The 20,056-nt window shown below is 63.1% G+C and carries 22 protein-coding genes; 13 read left to right on the top strand and 9 right to left on the bottom strand.

What is annotated here, in order from left to right; translation table 11 throughout:
• Positions 1-211: 211 nt before the first annotated feature.
• The 4 genes from phhA (at position 212) to ACTYOL_RS19900 (ending at position 3,100) form a co-directional block, all read left to right on the top strand.
• Positions 212-997: a phenylalanine 4-monooxygenase gene (phhA, locus tag ACTYOL_RS19885; protein WP_054891939.1), complete on the top strand. Its 786-nt coding sequence runs from the start codon at positions 212-214 to the stop codon at positions 995-997.
• A gap of 39 nt (positions 998-1,036) precedes the next feature.
• Positions 1,037-1,393, top strand: coding sequence for a 4a-hydroxytetrahydrobiopterin dehydratase (locus tag ACTYOL_RS19890; protein ID WP_054891940.1), 357 nt, complete (start codon positions 1,037-1,039; stop codon positions 1,391-1,393).
• Positions 1,394-1,685: 292 nt separating this feature from the next.
• Positions 1,686-1,814 carry a hypothetical protein gene (locus ACTYOL_RS19895; protein WP_256216352.1) on the top strand — a complete coding sequence of 43 codons (129 nt, stop codon included), beginning with the start codon at positions 1,686-1,688 and terminating at the stop codon, positions 1,812-1,814.
• Between the two features lie 92 nt (positions 1,815-1,906).
• On the top strand, positions 1,907-3,100 hold the full coding sequence (locus tag ACTYOL_RS19900) for an MFS transporter (protein ID WP_197892939.1): 1,194 nt from the start codon (positions 1,907-1,909) through the stop codon (positions 3,098-3,100).
• Between the two features lie 48 nt (positions 3,101-3,148).
• Here ACTYOL_RS19900 and ydiJ read toward each other — a convergent pair whose 3' ends face one another.
• On the bottom strand, positions 3,149-6,169 hold the full coding sequence (gene ydiJ / locus ACTYOL_RS19905) for a D-2-hydroxyglutarate dehydrogenase YdiJ (protein ID WP_054891942.1): 3,021 nt from the start codon (positions 6,167-6,169) through the stop codon (positions 3,149-3,151).
• A 173-nt stretch (positions 6,170-6,342) separates the two neighbouring features.
• On the opposite strand from ydiJ, the gene ACTYOL_RS19910 reads away from it, so the two are divergent.
• Positions 6,343-7,227, top strand: a complete 885-nt coding sequence (locus ACTYOL_RS19910) for a LysR substrate-binding domain-containing protein (RefSeq protein ID WP_444756962.1) — start codon at positions 6,343-6,345, stop codon at positions 7,225-7,227.
• 114 nt (positions 7,228-7,341) lie between these two features.
• On the opposite strand, the gene ACTYOL_RS19915 is transcribed toward ACTYOL_RS19910, so the two are convergent.
• The 6 genes from ACTYOL_RS19915 to ACTYOL_RS19940 all read right to left on the bottom strand — a co-directional run bounded on the left by ACTYOL_RS19915 (position 7,342) and on the right by ACTYOL_RS19940 (position 13,756).
• Positions 7,342-8,763 carry an amino acid permease gene (locus ACTYOL_RS19915; RefSeq protein WP_054891944.1) on the bottom strand — a complete coding sequence of 474 codons (1,422 nt, stop codon included), beginning with the start codon at positions 8,761-8,763 and terminating at the stop codon, positions 7,342-7,344.
• Between the two features lie 648 nt (positions 8,764-9,411).
• Positions 9,412-10,494 (bottom strand): 23S rRNA pseudouridine(2605) synthase RluB, encoded by a 1,083-nt coding sequence (rluB, locus tag ACTYOL_RS19920; protein ID WP_065862088.1) that lies wholly within the window; start codon positions 10,492-10,494, stop codon positions 9,412-9,414.
• Positions 10,495-10,645: 151 nt separating this feature from the next.
• Positions 10,646-11,413: an SMC-Scp complex subunit ScpB gene (scpB, locus tag ACTYOL_RS19925; protein ID WP_063545720.1), complete on the bottom strand. Its 768-nt coding sequence runs from the start codon at positions 11,411-11,413 to the stop codon at positions 10,646-10,648.
• A gap of 15 nt (positions 11,414-11,428) precedes the next feature.
• Positions 11,429-12,127, bottom strand: coding sequence for a segregation and condensation protein A (locus ACTYOL_RS19930; protein WP_197892984.1), 699 nt, complete (start codon positions 12,125-12,127; stop codon positions 11,429-11,431).
• A 125-nt stretch (positions 12,128-12,252) separates the two neighbouring features.
• Positions 12,253-12,882, bottom strand: coding sequence for an L-threonylcarbamoyladenylate synthase (locus ACTYOL_RS19935; protein WP_081255296.1), 630 nt, complete (start codon positions 12,880-12,882; stop codon positions 12,253-12,255).
• A 13-nt stretch (positions 12,883-12,895) separates the two neighbouring features.
• On the bottom strand, positions 12,896-13,756 hold the full coding sequence (locus ACTYOL_RS19940) for a PHP domain-containing protein (protein ID WP_054891949.1): 861 nt from the start codon (positions 13,754-13,756) through the stop codon (positions 12,896-12,898).
• Positions 13,757-13,823: 67 nt separating this feature from the next.
• Between ACTYOL_RS19940 and ACTYOL_RS19945 the strand changes: the two genes are divergently transcribed.
• The 4 genes from ACTYOL_RS19945 (at position 13,824) to ACTYOL_RS19960 (ending at position 15,928) form a co-directional block, all read left to right on the top strand.
• Positions 13,824-14,420 (top strand): septation protein A, encoded by a 597-nt coding sequence (locus ACTYOL_RS19945; protein WP_444756963.1) that lies wholly within the window; start codon positions 13,824-13,826, stop codon positions 14,418-14,420.
• Between the two features lies 1 nt (position 14,421).
• The gene (locus ACTYOL_RS19950; protein WP_050706755.1) at positions 14,422-14,721 is read left to right on the top strand and encodes a YciI family protein; all 300 of its coding nucleotides are present in this window, start codon (positions 14,422-14,424) and stop codon (positions 14,719-14,721) included.
• A 132-nt stretch (positions 14,722-14,853) separates the two neighbouring features.
• Complete coding sequence (locus ACTYOL_RS19955; RefSeq protein ID WP_153774619.1) at positions 14,854-15,243, top strand: translation initiation factor 2; 390 nt, start codon at positions 14,854-14,856, stop codon at positions 15,241-15,243.
• Between the two features lie 7 nt (positions 15,244-15,250).
• On the top strand, positions 15,251-15,928 hold the full coding sequence (locus tag ACTYOL_RS19960) for a response regulator transcription factor (protein WP_054891952.1): 678 nt from the start codon (positions 15,251-15,253) through the stop codon (positions 15,926-15,928).
• Between the two features lie 35 nt (positions 15,929-15,963).
• On the opposite strand, the gene ACTYOL_RS19965 is transcribed toward ACTYOL_RS19960, so the two are convergent.
• Positions 15,964-16,179, bottom strand: coding sequence for a DUF1127 domain-containing protein (locus ACTYOL_RS19965; RefSeq protein ID WP_054891953.1), 216 nt, complete (start codon positions 16,177-16,179; stop codon positions 15,964-15,966).
• A 96-nt stretch (positions 16,180-16,275) separates the two neighbouring features.
• Between ACTYOL_RS19965 and ACTYOL_RS19970 the strand changes: the two genes are divergently transcribed.
• Positions 16,276-17,127 carry a LysR substrate-binding domain-containing protein gene (locus ACTYOL_RS19970; protein WP_153774620.1) on the top strand — a complete coding sequence of 284 codons (852 nt, stop codon included), beginning with the start codon at positions 16,276-16,278 and terminating at the stop codon, positions 17,125-17,127.
• A 6-nt stretch (positions 17,128-17,133) separates the two neighbouring features.
• Here the strand turns inward: ACTYOL_RS19970 and ACTYOL_RS19975 are convergent, their stop codons facing one another.
• Positions 17,134-17,883, bottom strand: coding sequence for a sulfite exporter TauE/SafE family protein (locus tag ACTYOL_RS19975; protein ID WP_063546849.1), 750 nt, complete (start codon positions 17,881-17,883; stop codon positions 17,134-17,136).
• A gap of 116 nt (positions 17,884-17,999) precedes the next feature.
• Here ACTYOL_RS19975 and ACTYOL_RS19980 point away from each other — a divergent pair, with 116 nt between their 5' ends.
• The 3 genes from ACTYOL_RS19980 (at position 18,000) to ACTYOL_RS19990 (ending at position 20,022) form a co-directional block, all read left to right on the top strand.
• Positions 18,000-18,953, top strand: coding sequence for a LysR family transcriptional regulator (locus tag ACTYOL_RS19980; RefSeq protein WP_054891955.1), 954 nt, complete (start codon positions 18,000-18,002; stop codon positions 18,951-18,953).
• A gap of 57 nt (positions 18,954-19,010) precedes the next feature.
• The gene (locus ACTYOL_RS19985; RefSeq protein WP_054891956.1) at positions 19,011-19,466 is read left to right on the top strand and encodes a MarR family winged helix-turn-helix transcriptional regulator; all 456 of its coding nucleotides are present in this window, start codon (positions 19,011-19,013) and stop codon (positions 19,464-19,466) included.
• 127 nt (positions 19,467-19,593) lie between these two features.
• Positions 19,594-20,022, top strand: a complete 429-nt coding sequence (locus ACTYOL_RS19990; protein ID WP_011532840.1) for an organic hydroperoxide resistance protein — start codon at positions 19,594-19,596, stop codon at positions 20,020-20,022.
• Positions 20,023-20,056 lie beyond the last annotated feature (34 nt).

The raw sequence follows: 20,056 nt of genomic DNA on the forward strand, positions 1-20,056 counted from the left end.
AATTCGTAAAGATAAGCTGACAAAAATACCTTAACTGCCAGCCTGATACCCTTGATTTTTCGGGGCAACCCTCTATTTGTAAAATTATCGTTACAGAAACACCCCATTCCTTCCTTGTCACCCCGCAGATCGACCCGTGCAAAACCGCCTGCGTAAGGCTATTCCTAGGGCAAGTCCCACATAACAAGAAAGCCCTCACCAGGAGAGCTCCATGAAACAGACGCAATACGTGGCCCGCGAGCCCGATGCGCAGGGTTTTATCGACTACCCGCAGCAAGAGCATGCGGTGTGGAACACCCTGATCACCCGCCAGTTGAAAGTGATCGAGGGCCGCGCATGCCAGGAGTACCTGGACGGCATCGACCAGCTCAAGCTGCCCCATGACCGCATTCCGCAACTGGGCGAAGTCAACAAGGTGCTGGGCGCCACCACAGGCTGGCAGGTCGCTCGCGTGCCGGCGCTGATCCCCTTCCAGACCTTCTTCGAACTGCTGGCCAGCAAGCGCTTCCCGGTCGCCACTTTCATCCGCACCCCGGAAGAACTGGACTACCTGCAGGAACCGGACATCTTCCACGAGATCTTCGGCCACTGCCCGCTGCTGACCAACCCTTGGTTCGCCGAATTCACCCATACCTATGGCAAGCTCGGCCTGGCGGCGACCAAGGAACAACGGGTGTACCTGGCGCGCCTGTACTGGATGACCATCGAGTTCGGCCTCATGGAAACCGCCCAGGGCCGCAAGATCTATGGCGGCGGCATCCTCTCCTCGCCCAAGGAGACGGTCTACAGCCTGTCCAGCGAACCCGAACACCAAACCTTCGATCCGATCGAAGCCATGCGTACGCCCTACCGTATCGATATCCTGCAGCCGGTGTACTTCGTCCTGCCGAACATGAAGCGCCTGTTCGATCTGGCCCACGAGGACATCATGGGCATGGTCCAGCACGCCATGCAGTTGGGCCTGCACGCGCCGAAATTCCCACCCAAGGCGGCCTGAGCCGTCTTGCCGACAACAACTCGAAAGCGGAAAACCTCCATGAATGCCTTGAACCAAGCCCACTGCGAAGCCTGCCGTGCTGACGCGCCGAAGGTCAGCGACCAAGAGCTGGCCGAACTGATTCGCGAGATCCCGGACTGGAGCGTGGAAGTGCGCGACGGCCACATGGAACTGGAGCGCGTGTTCCTGTTCAAGAACTTCAAGCACGCCCTGGCTTTCACCAACGCCGTCGGCGAAATCGCCGAAGCCGAAGGGCATCACCCCGGCCTGCTCACCGAGTGGGGCAAGGTCACCGTGACCTGGTGGAGCCACTCGATCAAAGGGCTGCACCGCAACGACTTCATCATGTGTGCACGCACCGACAAGGTCGCTGAGACGGCTGAAGGGCGTAAATAACGCCAGCTGGATCGCGTCGTTCTCTTCGCGGCGGCTCCACGCTCCAACAAGCCCGCGCCTACAGGAATAGTGACCTGCCTGCAGGTGCGAGTTTATCGGGGCGCTGGACCGCCGCGAATGCATTCACAGCAAAACCGAGGCGCACACCGTCCGCTATTCGCCCGCAAAACCGACAAGCGAGAGGGAAAAATCTCAAACTGTCATCCAGACTGCTGTATCCTGCCCCAGCTTTTAAAAAGCTTCCAACGCGCCAAGCGCTGCCCTTTCACTCACACTTGCGAGGAACGACGAGATGCATGAAATCCCGAATCTTCCCTTCCCAAGCCTGAACCCCGAAGAGCAAACCGTCACCGCCCACGCCGCCGAGCCGGCACCTGCTTCGCAGGACAGTGACGATCAATCCAGCGCCGATCAGGAATAACCGCGCATCCCCACCGACCGTGTGAAAACGGCTGACCTGCGGGTTATCCCCGTCATCACGTTTTCACACAGTCCAGAACCTTGAAGGCCCCCATGCCCGACTCACCGCGTCCTCTTGCGGTTACCCTGCAAGTCGTCTCCATCGTTCTCTTCACCTTCATCGGCTACCTGAACATCGGCATCCCCCTCGCCGTGCTGCCCGGCTATGTGCACAACGACCTGGGTTTCAGTGCCGTACTCGCGGGCCTGGTGATCAGCGTCCAGTACCTGGCAACCCTGCTCAGCCGCCCGACCGCCAGCCGTATCATCGACAACCTCGGCAGCAAGAAGGCGGTGATGTGGGGCCTGTTCGGCTGCGGCCTGAGCGGGGTGTTCATGCTGGCCTGCAGCTTCCTCACCCACTTGCCCTGGCTGAGCCTCAGTTGTCTGCTCATCGGGCGCCTGGTGCTGGGCAGCGCGGAGAGCCTCGTGGGCTCGGGCTCGATCGGCTGGGGCATCGGCCGCGTCGGCGCCGAACACACCGCCAAGGTCATCTCCTGGAACGGCATCGCCAGTTATGGCGCGCTGGCCGTCGGCGCGCCGCTAGGGGTGCTGATGGTCAAGGGCCTGGGGCTGTGGAGCATGGGCGTGAGCGTCATCCTGCTGGGTATTCTGGGCCTGGCACTGGCCTGGCCCAAGCAGGCAGCACCAGTGGTGGCGGGCAAGCGCCTGCCCTTCCTGCAGGTGCTGGGCAAGGTATTCCCGCATGGTTCGGGGCTGGCGCTGGGGTCGATCGGTTTCGGCACCATCGCGACCTTCATCACCCTCTACTACGCCAGCCGCAACTGGCCGAACGCTGCACTGACCCTGAGCCTGTTCGGCGCCAGCTTCATCTGTGCACGCCTGCTGTTCGGCAATCTGATCAACCGCATCGGCGGCTTTCGCGTGGCCATCGCCTGCCTGTCGGTGGAAACCCTGGGGCTGCTGATGCTATGGCTGGCACCCAACGCCGAGCTGGCCCTGGTCGGCGCCGCGCTGAGCGGATTCGGCTTCTCGCTGGTCTTCCCGGCACTGGGAGTGGAAGCCGTGAACCAGGTTTCGGCAGCCAACCGCGGGGCTGCGGTCGGGGCGTATTCGCTGTTCATCGATCTGTCGCTGGGGATCACCGGGCCGCTGGTCGGTGCGGTGGCCTCAGGCTTCGGCTTCAGGTCGATCTTTCTGTTCGCCGCAGGTGCGGCGGTTTGCGGGCTGGTGCTGAGCCTGTATCTGTACCGCCAGGCACGGCTGGGGCGAGAGCTGCACAGTTGAAGGCTGCGCTGGCCTCTTCGCGGGCATCCCCGCGAAGAGGCCGTAAGATCAGTGCACCAGGTACTGCAACACCACCTCCAGCGGATGGCGAAGCTGTTTCTCGGCCATGCGCTTGACCTGGCTACGGCACGAATAACCCGTCGCCAACGCCTCGCCTTCCTTGTCCAGCTTGGTCGCCCACGACTGCTCGAAGATGGTCTTCGAAGCCTGCTGATTACGCGCCTCGTGCCCGTAGGTGCCCGACATCCCGCAGCAACCGGTGGCCTCGGTGGCAAGCTTGAGCCCCATCCGCGCAAACACCTGCTCCCACTGCCGGGTGCTGGCCGGAACGTTGGTCTTCTCCGTGCAATGCGCCATCAGGCGGAAGCTGCCGCCCTTCCCTGCTGCCTGTTCGGGCAACGCATCCATCAGCCACTCCTGCGGCAACAGCACTGCCGGACAACCCTCCAGGCCGTCGACCTTCTGGTATTCCTGGCGATAGACCAGGGTCATCGCCGGATCCAGCCCCACCAACTGCACACCGCAATCAGCCAGGGCCTTGAGCTGCCGGCCATTGCGAATCGCCGCCTTGGCGAAGGCACCGAGGAAGCCCTGCACATGCAGCGGCTTGCCGTTGGCGCTGTAGGGCGCCAGGAACACCTTGTAGCCCAGCCGGTGGGCCAGTTCGATGAACGAAGCCAGCAGCGGCGTCTCGAAGTACCGTGTGAAAGCGTCCTGCACCAGCACGATGCTGCGCTCGCGCTGGGCCGGGGTCAGCTCGCGCAGCGCCGGCACACTGGCCACTCCCACGCGGCAGCGGGTCAGGGTGGACTGGAAGTTGAAGCGGCTGATCAATGGGCTGTCGACCATGCCGACTTTGTCGGCCAGCAGGCGGCTGACCCACTTCGACCCCATCACCGCGTTATACAAGCCCGGCGCATGGGCCAGGTACGGAATGGTGAACTCCAGCGAGCCGATCAGATAGTCACGCAGCGGGCGCTGGTAGCGACCGTGGTAGAGCTCGAGGAAACGTGAACGGAAGTCCGGTACGTTGACCTTGATCGGGCATTGCCCCGCGCACGACTTGCACGCCAGGCAGCCGGCCATGGCGTCGTACACCTCGTGGGAAAAGTCCTCCTGGCCCTGACGCTGGGCCCGCAGGTTGGCCAGGCGCTTGGGCAGGCCCTTGATCCACGACGCCTTGCGCTGGGCCGAGGCGAGCACATCGATATTGGCCTCGCCCTGCAGGCGCAGCCATTCACGGATCAGCGAGGCGCGCCCCTTGGGTGAATGGCGACGCTCGCGGGTGGCCTTCCACGACGGGCACATGGCGTCGTTGGGGTCATAGTTGTAGCAGGCGCCGTTGCCGTTGCAGTGCACGGCGCTGCCGAAGCTCTGCCACACGCGCTCGTCGATGTTACGGTCCAGGTCGCCACGCAGGGTGACACCATCGACCGGCGTCAGGCCCTCGGCGCTGTCGGGTGGCGTGCAGATCTTGCCCGGGTTGAGCTGGTTGTAAGGGTCGAATGCGCCTTTGAGCCGCTGCAGGGCCGGGTACAGTTCACCGAAGTATTCCGGCACGTATTCCGAGCGCAGCCCCTTGCCATGCTCGCCCCAGAGCAAGCCGCCATAGCGCTTGGTCAGCGCCGCCACCGCATCGGAGATCGGCTTGACCAATGCGGCCTGGGCCGGATCTTTCATGTCCAGCGCCGGACGCACGTGCAGCACGCCAGCATCGACGTGACCGAACATGCCATAGGCCAGGCCATGGCCATCGAGCAGCGCACGGAATTCGGCGATGTAGTCGGCCAACTGCTCCGGCGGTACCGCGGTATCTTCCACGAACGGCTGCGGCCGCACCTCGCCCTCGACGTTGCCGAGCAGCCCCACCGAACGCTTGCGCATGGTGTAGACGCGCGTCACTGCCTCGGCGCCCTCGGCGAGGGTGTGGCCCAACCGCTCGACGCTGGTATCGCTGCGCAGGTGTTCGACGAAGGCCTCGACGCGGGCATTGACCTCGTCCGGCTCGTCGCCGCAGAACTCGACCAGGTTGATACCCAAGGTCGGGCGCTCGGCGTCGGCAGGGAAGTATTCGGCGACGCTGTGCCAGACGATATCTTTCATCGCCAGCATCAGTACCTTGGAATCGACGGTCTCGATCGACAGCGGCTTGTGCGCCATCAGCGCATTGGCGTCGCGCAGGGCGTCCATGAAACTGGTGTAGCGCACGTTGACCAGCACCGCGTATTTCGGGATCGGCAGCACGTTGAGCTTGGCCTCGACCACATAGCCCAGCGAGCCTTCGGCGCCGCACAGCACGCTATTGAGGTTGAACAGGCCCTGCTCGTCGCGCAGGTGCGCCAGGTCGTAACCGGTCAGGCAACGGTTGAGCTTGGGGAAGGTGGTCTCGATCAGCTCGCCTTGGGTCTGCTGGATCTCACGCGCCATGCGATAGACCTCGCCGACCCGGCCAGGTGCGGCGCAGGCCTGCTCCAGCGCAGCGTCGTCGATCGGGAGGCTGTGCAGTCGCTCGCCCCCGAGCAGCACGCTGTGCAGCTCGAGCACGTGGTCACGGGTCTTGCCGTAGGTGCAACTGCCCTGGCCACTGGCATCGGTATTGATCATGCCGCCGACCGTGGCGCGGTTGGAGGTCGACAGCTCAGGGGCGAAGAACAGCCCGTGCGGCTTGAGCGCAGCGTTGAGCTGATCCTTCACCACACCAGCCTGCACCCGTACCCAACGCTCCTGGGTGTTGATTTCAAGGATGGTGTTCATGTGCCGCGACAGGTCGACGACGATGCCGTCGGTCAGCGACTGGCCGTTGGTCCCCGTACCGCCGCCGCGCGGGGTCAGCTTGATCTGCCGAAAACGCGGCTCGGCCATCAGCGTGGCGACTCGCGCCACGTCGTCGGCATCGAGCGGGAAGACGGCCGCCTGGGGCAGGCGCTGATAGATCGAGTTGTCGGTGGCCAGCACCGTACGGGTGCCGTAGTCGGCGCTGATCTGGCCGCGGAAGCCGCTGGCACTCAGGGCTTCGAGGAATTCGGGGTAGCCGGCGGCAGGCGCACGGACGGGCAACTGGGCGATCATCGAAGGATGGCCTCTTGTATGGGCAGGTTCACGGTCTGGCATCACCGGCAGGCGACGCTTTGTTGCTCATCCGGCATGAATAACTGCGGGCCGGATGACGGATAGGCCAATGTTCCTGTACTTTCCAGCCGAGGGCAAACGGATAATCCTGCCGCTATCGATGAGTTTCATGAATGAATTACCGCCACCTGACCCCATCGATGTCCTTGCTGCTGGCCTTCGAGGCCGCTGCCCGGCATGAAAGCTACACCCGCGCGGCCGTCGAGCTGTCGCTGACCCAGAGCGCAGTCAGCCGCCAGGTCCAGGCGCTGGAGCAGCAACTGGGCCTGACCTTGTTCCGCCGCGAAGGGCGCCAGGTGCAATTGACCGATGTCGGGCGCCTGTATCAGCGCGAGTTGAGCGAAGCCCTTGGGCGTATTCGCAGTGCCACGCTGCAGGCACTCGCCTACCAGTCCGGGGTCGGTACCCTGCGCCTGGCGACACTGCCCACCTTCGGTTCGAAATGGCTGCTGCCGCGCCTGAACGCGTTCTACAGCGCGCATCCCGGGATGCTGGTGCACATTCATTCACGCATCGAGGCGATCAACTTCGACACCAGCGAAATCGATGCCGCCATCGGTGTGGCCAGCCACGACTTGCCGGGCCTGATCTGCCACCGGCTGCATGCCGAGGAACTGGTGGTGATCCTGCCGCCGCAGGCGGTGGGTGCTGCCGACACATGGACGCCAGCGCGCATCAGCGAAGAGTTGCTGCTCAATGTCGCCAACAATCCGCATGCCTGGGGCGAATGGTTTTCCCATCATGAACTGGCGCATCGCGCCATGCGCCTGGGGCCGAGCTTCGAGCTGACATCGCATCTGATCCAGGCGGTACGCGCCGGGATCGGCATCGGCCTGGTACCAAGGATTCTGGTGGCCGAAGAACTGGCCAAGGGCGAGCTGTTCAGCCCGGGCGAGGCGTTTGCAAGCCAGCGCAGCTACTACCTGATCTATCCGCCGCGCAACGAGGCGCTGCCGTCGCTCAAGGCGTTTCGCGGATGGTTGTTGGAGCAGATTTAGCGGTTGCCTGGTTGGGCGCTTTCGCGGGCAAGCCCGACCCCACAGGGCCCGATCAGACAACAAAAAACCCGGCGCCAGCCCCTGGCACCGGGTTTCCCGAATCAAGCTACCGGCTTACTTGGCCACGCTACCCGCCGCAGTGCCCGCCTGCGCCATGCGCTTGCTCTTGATCACATAGAACACATACATCACCACCAGCCACACCGGAATCGCATAGACCGAAATCTGGATCCCTGGAATCTGCAGCATGATGCCCAGGATCAGCACCACGAAGGCCAGGCACAGGTAGTTGCCGTACGGGTACCACAGCGCCTTGAACAGCGGTTTCTGGCCGGTACGGTCAAGGTGCTGGCGGAACTTCAGGTGCGAGTAGCTGATCATCGCCCAGTTGATCACCAGCGCCGCGACCACCAGCGACATCAGCAACTCCAGGGCATGCTGCGGCATGAAGTAGTTGAGCAGTACGGCAATCAGGGTGAACGCTGCCGACGCCAGGATCGCCCGCACCGGCACGCCACGACGGTCGATCTTCGCCAGGCCCGCCGGCGCATCGCCCTGCTCGGCCATGCCGTAGAGCATGCGCGCATTGCAGTAGGTGCCGCTGTTGTACACCGACAGTGCCGCGGTCAGTACCACGAAGTTCAGCAGATGCGCCGCCACGTCACTGCCCAGCAGCGAGAACACCTGGACGAACGGGCTGCTGCCGTAGCTGCCGCCGGAAGCATCGATGCTGGCCACCAGGCTGTCCCACGGGGTCAGCGACAGCAGCACCACCAGGGCACCGATATAGAAGATCAGGATGCGGTAGATGACCTGGTTGATCGCCTTCGGAATCACGGTCTTGGGCTTGTCGGCTTCGGCGGCAGTGAAGCCGAGCATTTCCAGGCCACCGAAGGAGAACATGATGATCGCCAGCGCCATCACCAACCCGCTCACGCCATTGGGGAAGAAGCCACCATGGCTCCACAGGTTGGTCACCGAGGCGTCCGGGCCGCCGCTGCCGCTGGTGAGCAGATATGCGCCCAAGGCGATCATGCCGACGATGGCGGCCACCTTGATGATCGCGAACCAGAACTCGGCCTCGCCGAACACCTTGACGTTCATCAGGTTGATCGCGTTGATCAGCAGGAAGAAGCCCGCTGCAGTGACCCAGGTCGGGATCTCCGGCCACCAATAGTGGACGTACTTGCCGACTGCGGAGAGCTCCGACATACCCACCAGGATGTACAGCACCCAGCAGTTCCAGCCCGACAGGAAGCCCGCGAAGCCGCCCCAGTACTTGTGAGCGAAATGGCTGAAGGAGCCGGCCACAGGCTCTTCGACGATCATCTCGCCGAGCTGGCGCATGATCATGAAGGCGATGAAGCCACAGATGGCGTAGCCAAGGATCATCGAGGGGCCGGCGGATTTCATCACCCCGGCCGAACCGAGGAACAGGCCGGTACCAATGGCGCCGCCCAAGGCGATCAGCTGGATATGGCGGTTCTTCAAGCCACGCTTGAGTTCGCCTGACGACTGCGAATTGTGTCCACTCATGAACGAAGTCACCTGCTTGTTTTTATCTGTGACGGAATCGGACCCGCCGCGCTCGTGGCACAGCGGAATGAGGCAAGGTGGTTACCTTGGGTTCCCGGACCCTGGCGTCGCGCCTGGCACGGAGCCTGAGGCGGATCAGCCGGGAGTCGGCGAGAATGCGTGGTACGCGAGGGGGTCACAGGTAAAACGCGGCGCATTGTATACCCCTGCGAGCGCGCAGGCGTCAACGCGTTGCGTCGTTTCCTCGGGAAAAAACGCAGCGGTCCTGTGGCAAGGGCCATCAATGGCGTAGTGATCGGCGTACATGGCGCCTCCATTTGTTGTTGTGTAGGCCCGACTGCAGTGGTGGGCTGATGCACGTGGCAATGCCCGTCATATCAGCGCGAGGCGGGGCTTTGGGCAAGAGTACGAATGGCCGGCGCAAGGCCCTACAGCGCGGCATGCGGCAAGATCTGTTTACACCAACTTGCAAAGCAGGAAACCGAACGGCAATTCCGGCAGACTTCGTATAAATTTCGTTACAAGGTGGTTCAAAAACTTTCCAGCGTGACGAAAAATGCTTCGTACTCAGGGGCTTGAGGACGCTCAGTTTTCGACCAGGCACAAAAAAGCCAGCCCGAAGGCTGGCCTTTTCACCGCAGGATGCGATCACCCACGCGGCTTGCCACGACCACGGCCAACCGGCTTGTCGCCTTCGGCACGTGCAGGACGCTTGCGCATCTCGCTAGGGCGTTCGGCAACGGTGCTGCCACGGCCACCCTTGCGCGGTGCTTCCTCACGAGCCGGACGCGCCGGACGCTCACTGGCCGCGCGCGGTTGACGCTCGCCGGCATCCTTGGCTGGGCGCAAGTCACGTACGCGCTCGCCACGCCCCATGGGGCGCGTGGACTTGCGCTGCAAGCGCTCGAGCTTGTCCTTGGCCTTGAGGTTGAGGGTCGGCAGCGCCACCGGCTGCAGCCCGACTTCGGCGGCCAGGATGTCGATCTCGCCCTGGCTCATTTCACGCCAGCGGCCCATCGGCAGGTCGGAGTTGAGGAACACCGGGCCGAAGCGCACACGCTTCAGGCGGCTGACCACCATGCCCTGGGACTCCCACAGGCGACGCACCTCACGGTTGCGGCCTTCCATCACCACGCAGTGGTACCAGTGGTTGAAGCCTTCACCGCCCGGCGCCTTCTGGATATCGGTGAACTTGGCCGGGCCATCCTCGAGCATCACGCCCGCCTTGAGGCGTTCGATCATCTCGTCGTCGACCTCGCCACGGACACGCACCGCGTACTCGCGGTCCATCTCGTAGGAAGGGTGCATCAGGCGGTTGGCCAGTTCACCGTCGGTGGTGAACAGCAGCAAGCCAGTGGTGTTGATGTCGAGACGACCGATATTGATCCAGCGGCCTTCTTTCGGGCGCGGCAGGCGGTCGAACACGGTCGGACGGCCTTCCGGGTCGTCACGGGTGCAGATCTCGCCGTCGGGCTTGTTGTACATGATGACGCGGCGGGTCGCCTCGGCGGCTTCCTCGCGCTTGATCAGCTTGCCGTCGACAGCGATGGCATCGTGCAGGTCGACGCGCTGGCCGAGGGTAGCCTCGACGCCATTGACCTTGATGCGGCCTTGGCTGATCCAGGCTTCGACGTCACGGCGTGAACCCACACCGATGCGTGCCAGCACTTTCTGCAGCTTTTCGCCGGACGGCGGGGTGATCTGGGTTTCTTGCAGGTCTTTGTCACTCATCTGGGCACCTCCCGGTGTACGGTGTAGTGAAAGCGGTTTGGCGGCGGATGCGCCAAGAGGGCGCGTATTGTACGTGGTTCATGGGGCTGGCGCATCGGGATGAGAAAGTTTTTCTGCCCGGCGGTTAGCCCGTGAAAAGGGCCAGCGCAGATCAGGACTTGTCCTCGTCCTCGACCACATCCTCTTCCTCGCGTAAGTCATCGAAGTCGATCTTGAGTCCTTCTTCCATGGCATCCAGCTCCACCAGCAGGCTGCGGAAGCTGGTCTCCTCCTTCGGTTCACCCTCGTCTTCCGGCCCATCCTCGCCCAGGCTGGCATCGGCCAACGCCTGCAGGTGCGCGGGCACCGGCGCATCGTCCAGGTCGTCGAGCACAGGTTCTGGCTCCATCTCGCGCAACTCGGCCAGGGGCGGCAACTCATCGAGGCTCTTGAGGTTGAAATGATCGAGAAACGCCTTGGTGGTGGCGAACATGGCCGGGCGGCCAGGCACTTCGCGGTAGCCGACGATGCGGATCCACTCGCGTTCCATCAGGGTCTTGATGATGTTGCTGTTGACTGCCACCCCACGCACATCTTCGATCTCGCCACGGGTGATCGGCTGACGGTAGGCAATCAAGGCCATGGTCTCGAGCAGCGCCCGGGAATAGCGCTGCGGGCGCTCCTCCCACAGGCGACCGACCCAGGGTGCGAAGTCCTCACGAATCTGCAGACGGTAGCCGCTGGCCACTTCCTTGAGCTCGAAGGCGCGACCATTGCACGACTTGCCGAGCACCTCCAGGGCCTTCTTGAACACAGCCGGCGCCGGTCGCTCTGCCTCCTCGAACAATTCGAAGAGACGCTCCAGGGACTGTGGCTTGCCTGAGGCCAGCAAAAAGGCCTCGATCAGCGACGCAAGGTCGCGGGGTTCGTTCAGGTTCATCGGCGCTCTTTACTGTCACTCGGCCCGGGCACGGACATGGATCGGGGTGAAAGGCTCATTCTGCACCAGTTCGATCAGCGATTCCTTCACCAGCTCGAGAATCGCCATGAAGGTGACCACCACACCAAGCTTGCCCTCCTCGACGCTGAACAGCTCGATGAAGGGTACGAAGCCTCCACCCTTCAGACGCTCGAGCACCTCGCTCATGCGCTCGCGGGTCGACAAGGTCTCACGGGTGATCTGGTGGCTTTCGAACAGATCGTTGCGACGCATGACCTCGGCCATGGACAGCAAGATCTCCTCCAGCGCGACTTCCGGCAGCAGCTTGCGCACCTTGGCCTGCGGCGCCTCAAGTTGCGGCACCAGCACCTCGCGCCCGATCCGCGGCAACTCGTCGATACCCTCGGCGGCCGCCTTGAAGCGTTCGTACTCCTGCAGACGGCGGATCAGTTCAGCGCGAGGATCGCCCTCTTCTTCCTCGATTTCACTGGAGCGCGGCAGCAGCATGCGCGACTTGATCTCGGCCAGCATGGCAGCCATCACCAGGTATTCGGCAGCCAGCTCCAGGCGCACCGACTTCATCAGCTCGACGTAGCCCATGTACTGCCGGGTGATCTCGGCCACGGGGATGTCGAGAATATCGATGTTCTGCTTGCGGATCAGGTACAGCAGCAGGTCCAGCGGGCCCTCGAAGGCTTCGAGGAAGACTTCCAGGGCATCCGGGGGAATGTACAGATCAACCGGCATTTCGGTGAGGGCTTCACCGTAGACCAGCGCCAACTGCAGTTGCTGCGGCGCCTCGGTTTCGACCGTCGGCGCCTCGGGGGCCTGCACCTGGTTCACGCGTTGACCAGGAAGGGTGTGGGATCGCCGCAGCCTTCGCGGATCAGCTGTGGCTCGTCACCGGACAGGTCGATGATGGTGGACGCCTTCAGATCGCCGAAGCCGCCGTCGATGACCAGATCGACGTGGTGCTCCAGGCGTTCGCGGATTTCGTAGGGATCGGTCATCGGCTCATCGTCGCCGGGCAGGATCAGGCTGACGCTCATCAACGGCTCGCCCAGTTCCGCGAGCAGCGCCAGGGTGATGCCATGGTCCGGCACGCGCAGGCCGATGGTACGGCGTTTTTCATGCAGCAACAGGCGCGGCACCTCGCGGGTCCCGTTGAGAATGAAGGTGTAAGGGCCGGGGATATGGGCCTTGAGCAGGCGGAAGGTGCCGGTATCGACCTTGGCATACAACCCCAGCTGCGACATGTCGCAGCACATCAAGGTGAAATTGTGCGTTTTATTCAGGCCTCGCAGGCGCCGGACCCGCTCGATCGCCGCCTTGTCGCCGATCTGACAACCCAGGGCGTATGCCGAGTCGGTCGGATAGACCACTACCCCGCCCTTGCGGATAATCTCCACGGCCTGCTTGATCAGGCGCGCTTGCGGGTTCTCCGCATGAATCTGGAAGAATTGACTCACGTAATCGTCCTGTTCATACCGCCATAGGCTGTTCATGGCTGAATCGGCGCCACAGAGGTGGCAGGTCCTCGGGCAATGGCCGGTAGGCACCGATCTCGCCCCAGGTGCCGGGGCCGTGGAAGTCACTGCCAGCGCTTGCCAGCAGGCCGAACTCACGGGTGAGGATGGACATCGTGCCCACTTGCTCGGGCGGCATCATGCCATTGACCACTTCAAGTGCCTGCCCTCCCGCTTGAATATAGTCGGCGATCAGGCGTCTGCGCTTGCTACGAGTCAGTTCGTAATGCATGGGATGGGCCAGGCTCACCCAAGCATTGGACTGACGAAGGGTCGCGACAGTTTCCTCGAGTGTCGGCCAATGCAACTTGACGTCACCCAGCTTGCCGGCGCCCAGCCATTTGCGGAACGCCTCGCCGCGGTCCTTGACGTGCCCCGCACGCACCAGGAATTCGGCAAAATGCGGGCGCGCCGGCGCGTTGCCGCTGTCGCCCAGCTCCTGCTGCACGGCGCGCGCGCCCTCGAGCGCATCGGGCATGCCCTTGCCCGCCAGGCGCCTGGCAATGTCTTCTGCGCGCAGCCAGCGACCACGGTGCAATTGCTCGATGGCCTCCAACAGTGGCGGCGCATCGAGGGGAAAGTTGTAACCCAGCACATGGATGGTCGCACCGCCCCAGGTGCATGACAGCTCAACTCCGCTGACCCATTGCATGCCAAGGTCAAGACACGCCTGGCGCGCCTCGGGGAGCCCTTCGAGGGTATCGTGATCGGTCAGCGCCAGCGTGCGCACCCCGTGCTCGTGGGCGCGGGCGACCAGTGCCGTGGGCGACAGGGCGCCGTCGGAGGCCGTGCTGTGACAGTGCAGATCAACATTCATGGAGGAGCGCTTTCGCCGGAATCGATGTTTGTTATTATGCCGTCACATCCCGCTTCTGGCTGCCATTGTGAAACAATTCATCGATTTCATCCCGCTGCTGCTGTTCTTCATCGTCTACAAGCTGGACCCACGCCCGGTCGAATTCGCCGGCCAGAACTTTGAGTTCGGCGGCATCTACAGTGCCACGGCGATGCTCATCATCAGCTCCGTGGTGGTCTACGGCGCGCTGTTCCTGCGCCATCGCAAGCTCGAAAAGGGTCAGTTGCTGACGCTGGTGGCCTGCCTTGTGTTCGGCGGCCTCACCCTGGCCTTCCACAGCGAAACCTTCCTCAAGTGGAAAGCGCCGGTGGTCAACTGGCTGTTCGCGCTGGCCTTCGCCGGCAGCCACTTCATCGGCGATCGGGTATTGATCAAACGCATCATGGGCCATGCCCTGACACTCCCGGAAACAATCTGGACCCGCCTGAACCTGGCCTGGATCCTGTTCTTCCTGGTCTGCGGCGCAGCCAACCTTTTCGTCGCCTTCACGTTCCAGGAGTTCTGGGTCGACTTCAAGGTCTTCGGCAGCCTGGGCATGACCGTGATCTTCCTGGTGGCCCAGGGCGTGTACCTGTCGCGCCACCTGCACGACACCGACCCTTCCACCCCTAAGCCCAAGGATTGACATGCTCTACGCCATCATCGCCAGCGACGTCGAAAACTCCCTGGAAAAACGCCTGGCTGCACGCCCTGCGCACATCGAGCGCCTGCAGCAGCTCAAGGCCGAAGGCCGTGTAGTCCTGGCCGGGCCGCATCCGGCCATCGACAGCAACGATCCCGGCGCGGCCGGCTTCAGCGGTAGCCTGATCGTCGCCGAATTCGACTCCCTTGCCGCCGCACAGGCCTGGGCCGACGCCGACCCGTACATCGCGGCAGGCGTGTACGAGAAGGTGGTGGTCAAACCGTTCAAGCAAGTGCTGCCCTGAGCCTGATCGAGCCTGTTCGCGGGCAAGCCTTCACGACGACTTGCACGCGCACAGGCCCAGGCAATCCCCGGATTCATCTATTGCGACCCACTGCCGACAACCTTCTGAATCGAACAAGAATCAGGAGTTCCGATGCGCCAAGGTCCGATGTCCCTGCTGCTTTTCTGCCTGTTGCTGCTCTCTCCCCTCGCCCTCGCCGAACAGCCTCTGTCGTTGGAAGCCGGTGCGCGCATCACCGAGCTGCAGCAACGTCTGGAGGAAAGCGAGAAACAGCGCGCTGCACTGAGCAAACAGCTGCAAAATGCCGACAGCGCCCGGCAAAGCACCCAACTCGAACGCCTGCGCCAGGACAACCAGCGCCTGCAGGCTACGGTGGAAAAACTGCAGACCACCAGCCCCCTACGCCTGCTTACCGACCAGCAGCAGTGGTTCCTGATCGGATCGGTCGTTGCACTGTTGTCGGCAGTCTGCGGTATCTTAGCCAGCGGCGGACACAGAAGACGCCGACAATGGTTGAATTGAGTGAGTCATGAGCGAGCTGTTACTGATTGATGATGACCAGGAGTTGTGCGAGCTGCTCGGTAGCTGGCTGACTCAGGAGGGCTTTGCGGTCCGCGCCTGCCACGACGGCGAGAGCGCGCGCCAGGCCCTGGCCGCCCACGCCCCGGCGGCGGTGGTGCTGGATGTGATGCTGCCCGATGGCAGCGGCCTGGAGCTGCTCAAGCAACTGCGCAGCGACCACGCCGAACTGCCGGTATTGATGCTGTCGGCCCGTGGCGAACCCCTGGACCGTATCCTGGGCCTGGAGCTGGGTGCCGACGATTACCTGGCCAAACCCTGCGACCCGCGTGAGCTGACGGCTCGCTTGCGTGCCGTGCTGCGCCGCAGTCATCCGGCGGCGCCCAGCACCCAGATCGAGATCGGCGACCTGGCCTTCAGCCCCGTGCGCGGGGTAGTCAGCATCGATCAGCGCGAGATGAGCCTGACACTCTCCGAGAGCCGCATCCTCGAAGCCCTGCTGCGCCAACCCGGCGAGCCATTGGACAAGCAGGAACTGGCGCAGATCGGCCTGGGCCGCAAACTGACGCTCTATGACCGCAGCCTGGACATGCACGTCAGCAACCTGCGCAAGAAGATCGGCCCCCACGCCGATGGCCGTCCACGCATCGTTGCCCTGCGCAGCCGCGGCTACTACTACAGCCTGTAAACGCCGCGGGGCGGCCATGCCCCGCAGCGACACCATTACTTGCGCAACGGATCGTCCCAGAACGGACGCTCCACCTCCTGCAGGGTATCTGCCCGACTCAACCCCAGATCGTGCAGCGCATCGTCGCTGAGGCTGGCCAATTGCCGACGCTGGCGGTACAGCTGCTGCCAGCGCAACAGTCGCTCAAGCGCCTGTGCAAGCAGTTGGCCCAAGGAGAAGGAAGTGTGGGTAAAACCGACATGACCTTTCATCGTGAAGCCCTCCGTGTGAGTGGCTTCAGTCTCGCGCCGAGCTTAGGATCAATCCAACGAATGTTTCTTATGTCTTGCATCTGGAGGATTGATGCAATGTCCACCTACCAGAGCCTCGACGCCGACGTCTTGCGCACCTTCGTCGCCATCGCCGAACAAGGTGGTTTCACCCGTGCCGGGGAGGTCGTCAACCGAACCCAGTCGGCCGTGAGCATGCAGATGAAACGCCTGGAGGAAGACATCCTCCAGCGCCAGTTGTTCGAGCGCGACGGACGCCAGGTGCGCCTGACCGCCGAGGGCCAGGTGCTGCTCGGTTATGCCCGGCGCATCCTCAAGCTGCACGGCGAGGTGTTCAACACCTTGCGCATGCCACACATGGTCGGCGTAGTGCGCATCGGTACACCGGACGACTACGCCATGCGCTTTCTGCCGGCGATACTCACCAGCTTTGCCAGCAGCTATCCACTGATCCAGGTAGAGGTGCATTGCGAGCCATCGAAGCAATTGATGCTGCGCCAGGACCTTGACCTGACGATCATCACCCGCGAGCCAGGTGCCGAGGTGGGCCAACTGCTGCGCCAGGAACGCCTGGTATGGGCCGCTGCCAAGGGCTTCTGCCCCCACGAACAGCGCCCGATACCCCTGGCGATGTTCAACACCGACTGTTTCTGCCGCTCCTGGGCCTGCAACGCCCTCGAACATCAGGGGATCGATTACCGCATCGCCTACACAAGTCCGAGCCTGGCTGCGATCTTTGCCATCGTCGGCGCGGGTTTGGCGGTTACGGCCCAGTTGCAGAGCCTGATCGGCGACTCGCTGTGCATTCTCGGCGAAGACCAGGGCCTGCCGCAGTTGCCGATGGCCAATGTGATGCTGCTGCGCAACGCGCAAAGCCATTCGCCGATCACCGACTGCATGGCCGACTATGTGATCGACGGTTTCAGGTAAAGGTTGTCAGAGCTCCAGGCCCAGCATCACCGCACAGACGATCAGGAACACGCAGAACAGCGTACGCAGCACTTTCTCGGGCAGCGCATGGGCCAGCTTCACGCCCCAACTGATGCTGAGCAATCCGCCTACCGCCAGCGGAATACCGACATGCCAGTCAACGCTGCCATGAACGCCATAGGTGAGCAGCGTCACCATGGTGCTCGGCGCCGCAAGCGCCAGCGACAGGCCCTGAGCCACCACCTGGGTGGTGCCGAACACGCTGGTCAGGATCGGCGTGGCCACTACCGCGCCACCAACGCCGAACAACCCGCCCATGCTACCGGCGAAACAGCCCAGCACACCCAGCCACGGCCAGGGATAACGCAGCTGGCTGCTCGGCGGGCTGGCTTTCATGAACATGCGTGCCACGTTCCACACCGCCAGCGCCACCAGGAACGCGACGAAGCCCAGGCGCATGGAGTGTGCATCGAGCCCTACCGCCCAGATCGAGCCCAGCCAGGCAAAGATGAAGCTGCACAGCGAAAGCGGCACGGCATGGCGCAGCTCGATGCGGTTGCGCTGATGATAGCGCCACAGCGCCAGCAGCACGTTGGGCACCACCATCACCAACGCCGTACCCTGGGCCAGCTGCTGGTCGAGACCGAACAGCACTCCCAGTGCAGGAATCGCAATCAACCCACCGCCGATCCCGAACAGGCCGCCCATGGTGCCCAGCGCCGCGCCCAAAACGATGTACATCAACCACTCGATCATCAGTGCCTCATTCGACTGCATTCTCAATCCAGGCATGCTACCCAGTGGAGGCTGGCAGGGAAACGCACAGCAGCGCACAATGGCTTTGCGTTTTACGCACAAGCATGGGAAGGGTCATGAGTCCAGATATCCTCACCGAACAACTGAGTCTGTTTCTCGATGTACTCGAAACCGGCAGCTTCTCGGCGGCCGCGCGCCGTCACCCCTTGACGCCTTCGGCAGTCGCCCGACGCATCGACAACCTGGAAAACGCCGTGGGCAGCCGCCTGTTCGTGCGCAGCACCCATGCCGTGCGCCCGACTCCGGCAGGCAATGCCTTCGCCGAGCGCGCCCGGCGCATCATCGAGGAACTGCGCCTGGCACGGGCCGAAGCGGTATCCCTGAGCAATGCCCCGGAAGGCCTGATCCGCATGGATGCCCCTGCAGCCTTCGGCCGCCGCCACCTGGCGCCAGCGATCGCGGACTTCCTGGTGGCTTACCCCGGGCTCGATGTGCAACTGCGCCTGATCGACAGTTTCGTCGACATGCACGGCAGCCACCTGGGCGAGGTCGACCTGGTGCTGCGCGCAGGCACTCTGGCCGACACACGTCTGGTCGCCACTCCGCTGGCCTACATGGTGCGCATCGCCTGCGCCAGCCCCGCGTACCTGGCCGCCAGAGGCGTGCCCACCTGTCCCAGCGAACTGCCGCAGCACGACGGCCTGGACTGGGATGGCCTGGCACCACCGTTCGCCTGGCGCTTCGCCGTCGACGGCCAGGTGCGCCTGTACCGCCCGGCACGCCTGCGCATGACCGCCAACAATGCCGAAACCCTGCTGTTCGGCGCCCTCGCCGGCCTCGGCATCGCCCACCTGCCCACCTGGCTGGTCAGCGAATACCTGCTGCGCGGTGAACTGCTGCCGCTGTTCTGCGAAAACGGCCTGCCCGAACCGGAAACGACCGGTATCTATGCACTACGACTCGAACATGAAACGAACTCTCGCAGCCGCTTGCTGCTCGAATTCCTCAAGAGCCGCTTCAGTCCTGTCCCTCCCTGGGACCTGGCGCTACGCAGTGGACTGCGTGGTTGATGAGCGCGCTAACGATCAGCGTGCTAGATTCTTAACTGAACTCATTCAAGGACCTGCATGAACGCCGACATCAAAGCCCCCTGCGACGAGCTGCTGCTGGACAATCAGGTGTGCTTCGCCCTGCACTCCACCTCGTTGCTGATGACCAAGGTCTACAAACCCTTGTTGCAGGCCCTGGGCCTCACCTACCCGCAATACCTGGCCATGCTCGTGCTGTGGGAGCAGGACGGCCTGACCGTAGGCGAAATCAGCCAGCGCCTGTTGACCGACCCCGGTTCGCTCACCCCGCTGCTCAAGCGCCTGGAAAGCGAAGGCCTGCTCAAGCGCACCCGCAGCCGCGAGGATGAGCGCGTGGTGCTGGTGCAACTGACCGACAAGGGCCGTGATTTGCGCGACGAGGCCAGCAAGGTGCCGCACTGCATCCTGGAAGCCTCCGGGCGCACGGTGGAACGCTTGCAGAAGCTGCAGGCCGAACTGCTCGACCTGCGCAACAGCCTGCAAAAAAGCCTCTGAGGACTATGCTGTGAAAGCCTGTCGGACGAATGGTCAAAAATTTATCTTGCGCACTAAATGATTGCGCGCTAATTTAAACCCATACCCACCCAGCGCCAAGGCGCACAGCACACAAGCGAGGCTCAAGATGCAAAAGGTCACTCCCCTGTACATCGCAGAAGCAACCTCCACTGGTGGTCGCGACGGCAAATCCCGCTCCAGCGACGGCAAGCTCGAAGTCAAGCTGAGCACCCCTAAAGAACTGGGCGGTGCTGGCGGTGAAGGCACCAACCCCGAGCAGATGTTCGCTGCCGGCTACTCGGCCTGCTTCATCGGCGCGCTGAAGTTCGTCGCCGGCCAGGAGAAGAAAGCCCTGCCTGCCGACGCCTCGATCACTGCCAAGGTCGGTATCGGCCAGATCCCCGGTGGTTTCGGCCTGGACATCGACCTGCACATCAACCTGCCTGGCCTGGCCCAGGCAGATGCCGAGGGCCTGGTGGAGAAGGCGCACAAAGTCTGCCCATATTCCAACGCCACCCGCGGCAACGTCGATGTGCGCCTGCACGTGACGGTCTGAGTAAACGCCAGACACAAAAAAACCCGGCCAAGGC

The organism is Pseudomonas sp. A014, from assembly GCF_052378495.1.
GTDB lineage: Bacteria > Pseudomonadota > Gammaproteobacteria > Pseudomonadales > Pseudomonadaceae > Aquipseudomonas > Aquipseudomonas machongensis.

Bases quoted from the DNA above. Each gene is read 5' to 3' on its own strand.
- phhA (WP_054891939.1), top strand. From the start codon at position 212: ATGAAACAGACGCAATACGTGGCCCGCGAGCCCGATGCGCAGGGTTTT.
- ACTYOL_RS19890 (WP_054891940.1), top strand. From the start codon at position 1,037: ATGAATGCCTTGAACCAAGCCCACTGCGAAGCCTGCCGTGCTGACGCG.
- ACTYOL_RS19895 (WP_256216352.1), top strand. From the start codon at position 1,686: ATGCATGAAATCCCGAATCTTCCCTTCCCAAGCCTGAACCCCGAAGAG.
- ACTYOL_RS19900 (WP_197892939.1), top strand. From the start codon at position 1,907: ATGCCCGACTCACCGCGTCCTCTTGCGGTTACCCTGCAAGTCGTCTCC.
- ydiJ (WP_054891942.1), bottom strand. From the start codon at position 6,169: ATGATCGCCCAGTTGCCCGTCCGTGCGCCTGCCGCCGGCTACCCCGAA.
- ACTYOL_RS19910 (WP_444756962.1), top strand. From the start codon at position 6,343: ATGAATTACCGCCACCTGACCCCATCGATGTCCTTGCTGCTGGCCTTC.
- ACTYOL_RS19915 (WP_054891944.1), bottom strand. From the start codon at position 8,763: ATGAGTGGACACAATTCGCAGTCGTCAGGCGAACTCAAGCGTGGCTTG.
- rluB (WP_065862088.1), bottom strand. From the start codon at position 10,494: ATGAGTGACAAAGACCTGCAAGAAACCCAGATCACCCCGCCGTCCGGC.
- scpB (WP_063545720.1), bottom strand. From the start codon at position 11,413: ATGAACCTGAACGAACCCCGCGACCTTGCGTCGCTGATCGAGGCCTTT.
- ACTYOL_RS19940 (WP_054891949.1), bottom strand. From the start codon at position 13,756: ATGAATGTTGATCTGCACTGTCACAGCACGGCCTCCGACGGCGCCCTG.
- ACTYOL_RS19950 (WP_050706755.1), top strand. From the start codon at position 14,422: ATGCTCTACGCCATCATCGCCAGCGACGTCGAAAACTCCCTGGAAAAA.
- ACTYOL_RS19955 (WP_153774619.1), top strand. From the start codon at position 14,854: ATGCGCCAAGGTCCGATGTCCCTGCTGCTTTTCTGCCTGTTGCTGCTC.
- ACTYOL_RS19960 (WP_054891952.1), top strand. From the start codon at position 15,251: ATGAGCGAGCTGTTACTGATTGATGATGACCAGGAGTTGTGCGAGCTG.
- ACTYOL_RS19965 (WP_054891953.1), bottom strand. From the start codon at position 16,179: ATGAAAGGTCATGTCGGTTTTACCCACACTTCCTTCTCCTTGGGCCAA.
- ACTYOL_RS19970 (WP_153774620.1), top strand. From the start codon at position 16,276: ATGTCCACCTACCAGAGCCTCGACGCCGACGTCTTGCGCACCTTCGTC.
- ACTYOL_RS19975 (WP_063546849.1), bottom strand. From the start codon at position 17,883: ATGATCGAGTGGTTGATGTACATCGTTTTGGGCGCGGCGCTGGGCACC.
- ACTYOL_RS19980 (WP_054891955.1), top strand. From the start codon at position 18,000: ATGAGTCCAGATATCCTCACCGAACAACTGAGTCTGTTTCTCGATGTA.
- ACTYOL_RS19985 (WP_054891956.1), top strand. From the start codon at position 19,011: ATGAACGCCGACATCAAAGCCCCCTGCGACGAGCTGCTGCTGGACAAT.
- ACTYOL_RS19990 (WP_011532840.1), top strand. From the start codon at position 19,594: ATGCAAAAGGTCACTCCCCTGTACATCGCAGAAGCAACCTCCACTGGT.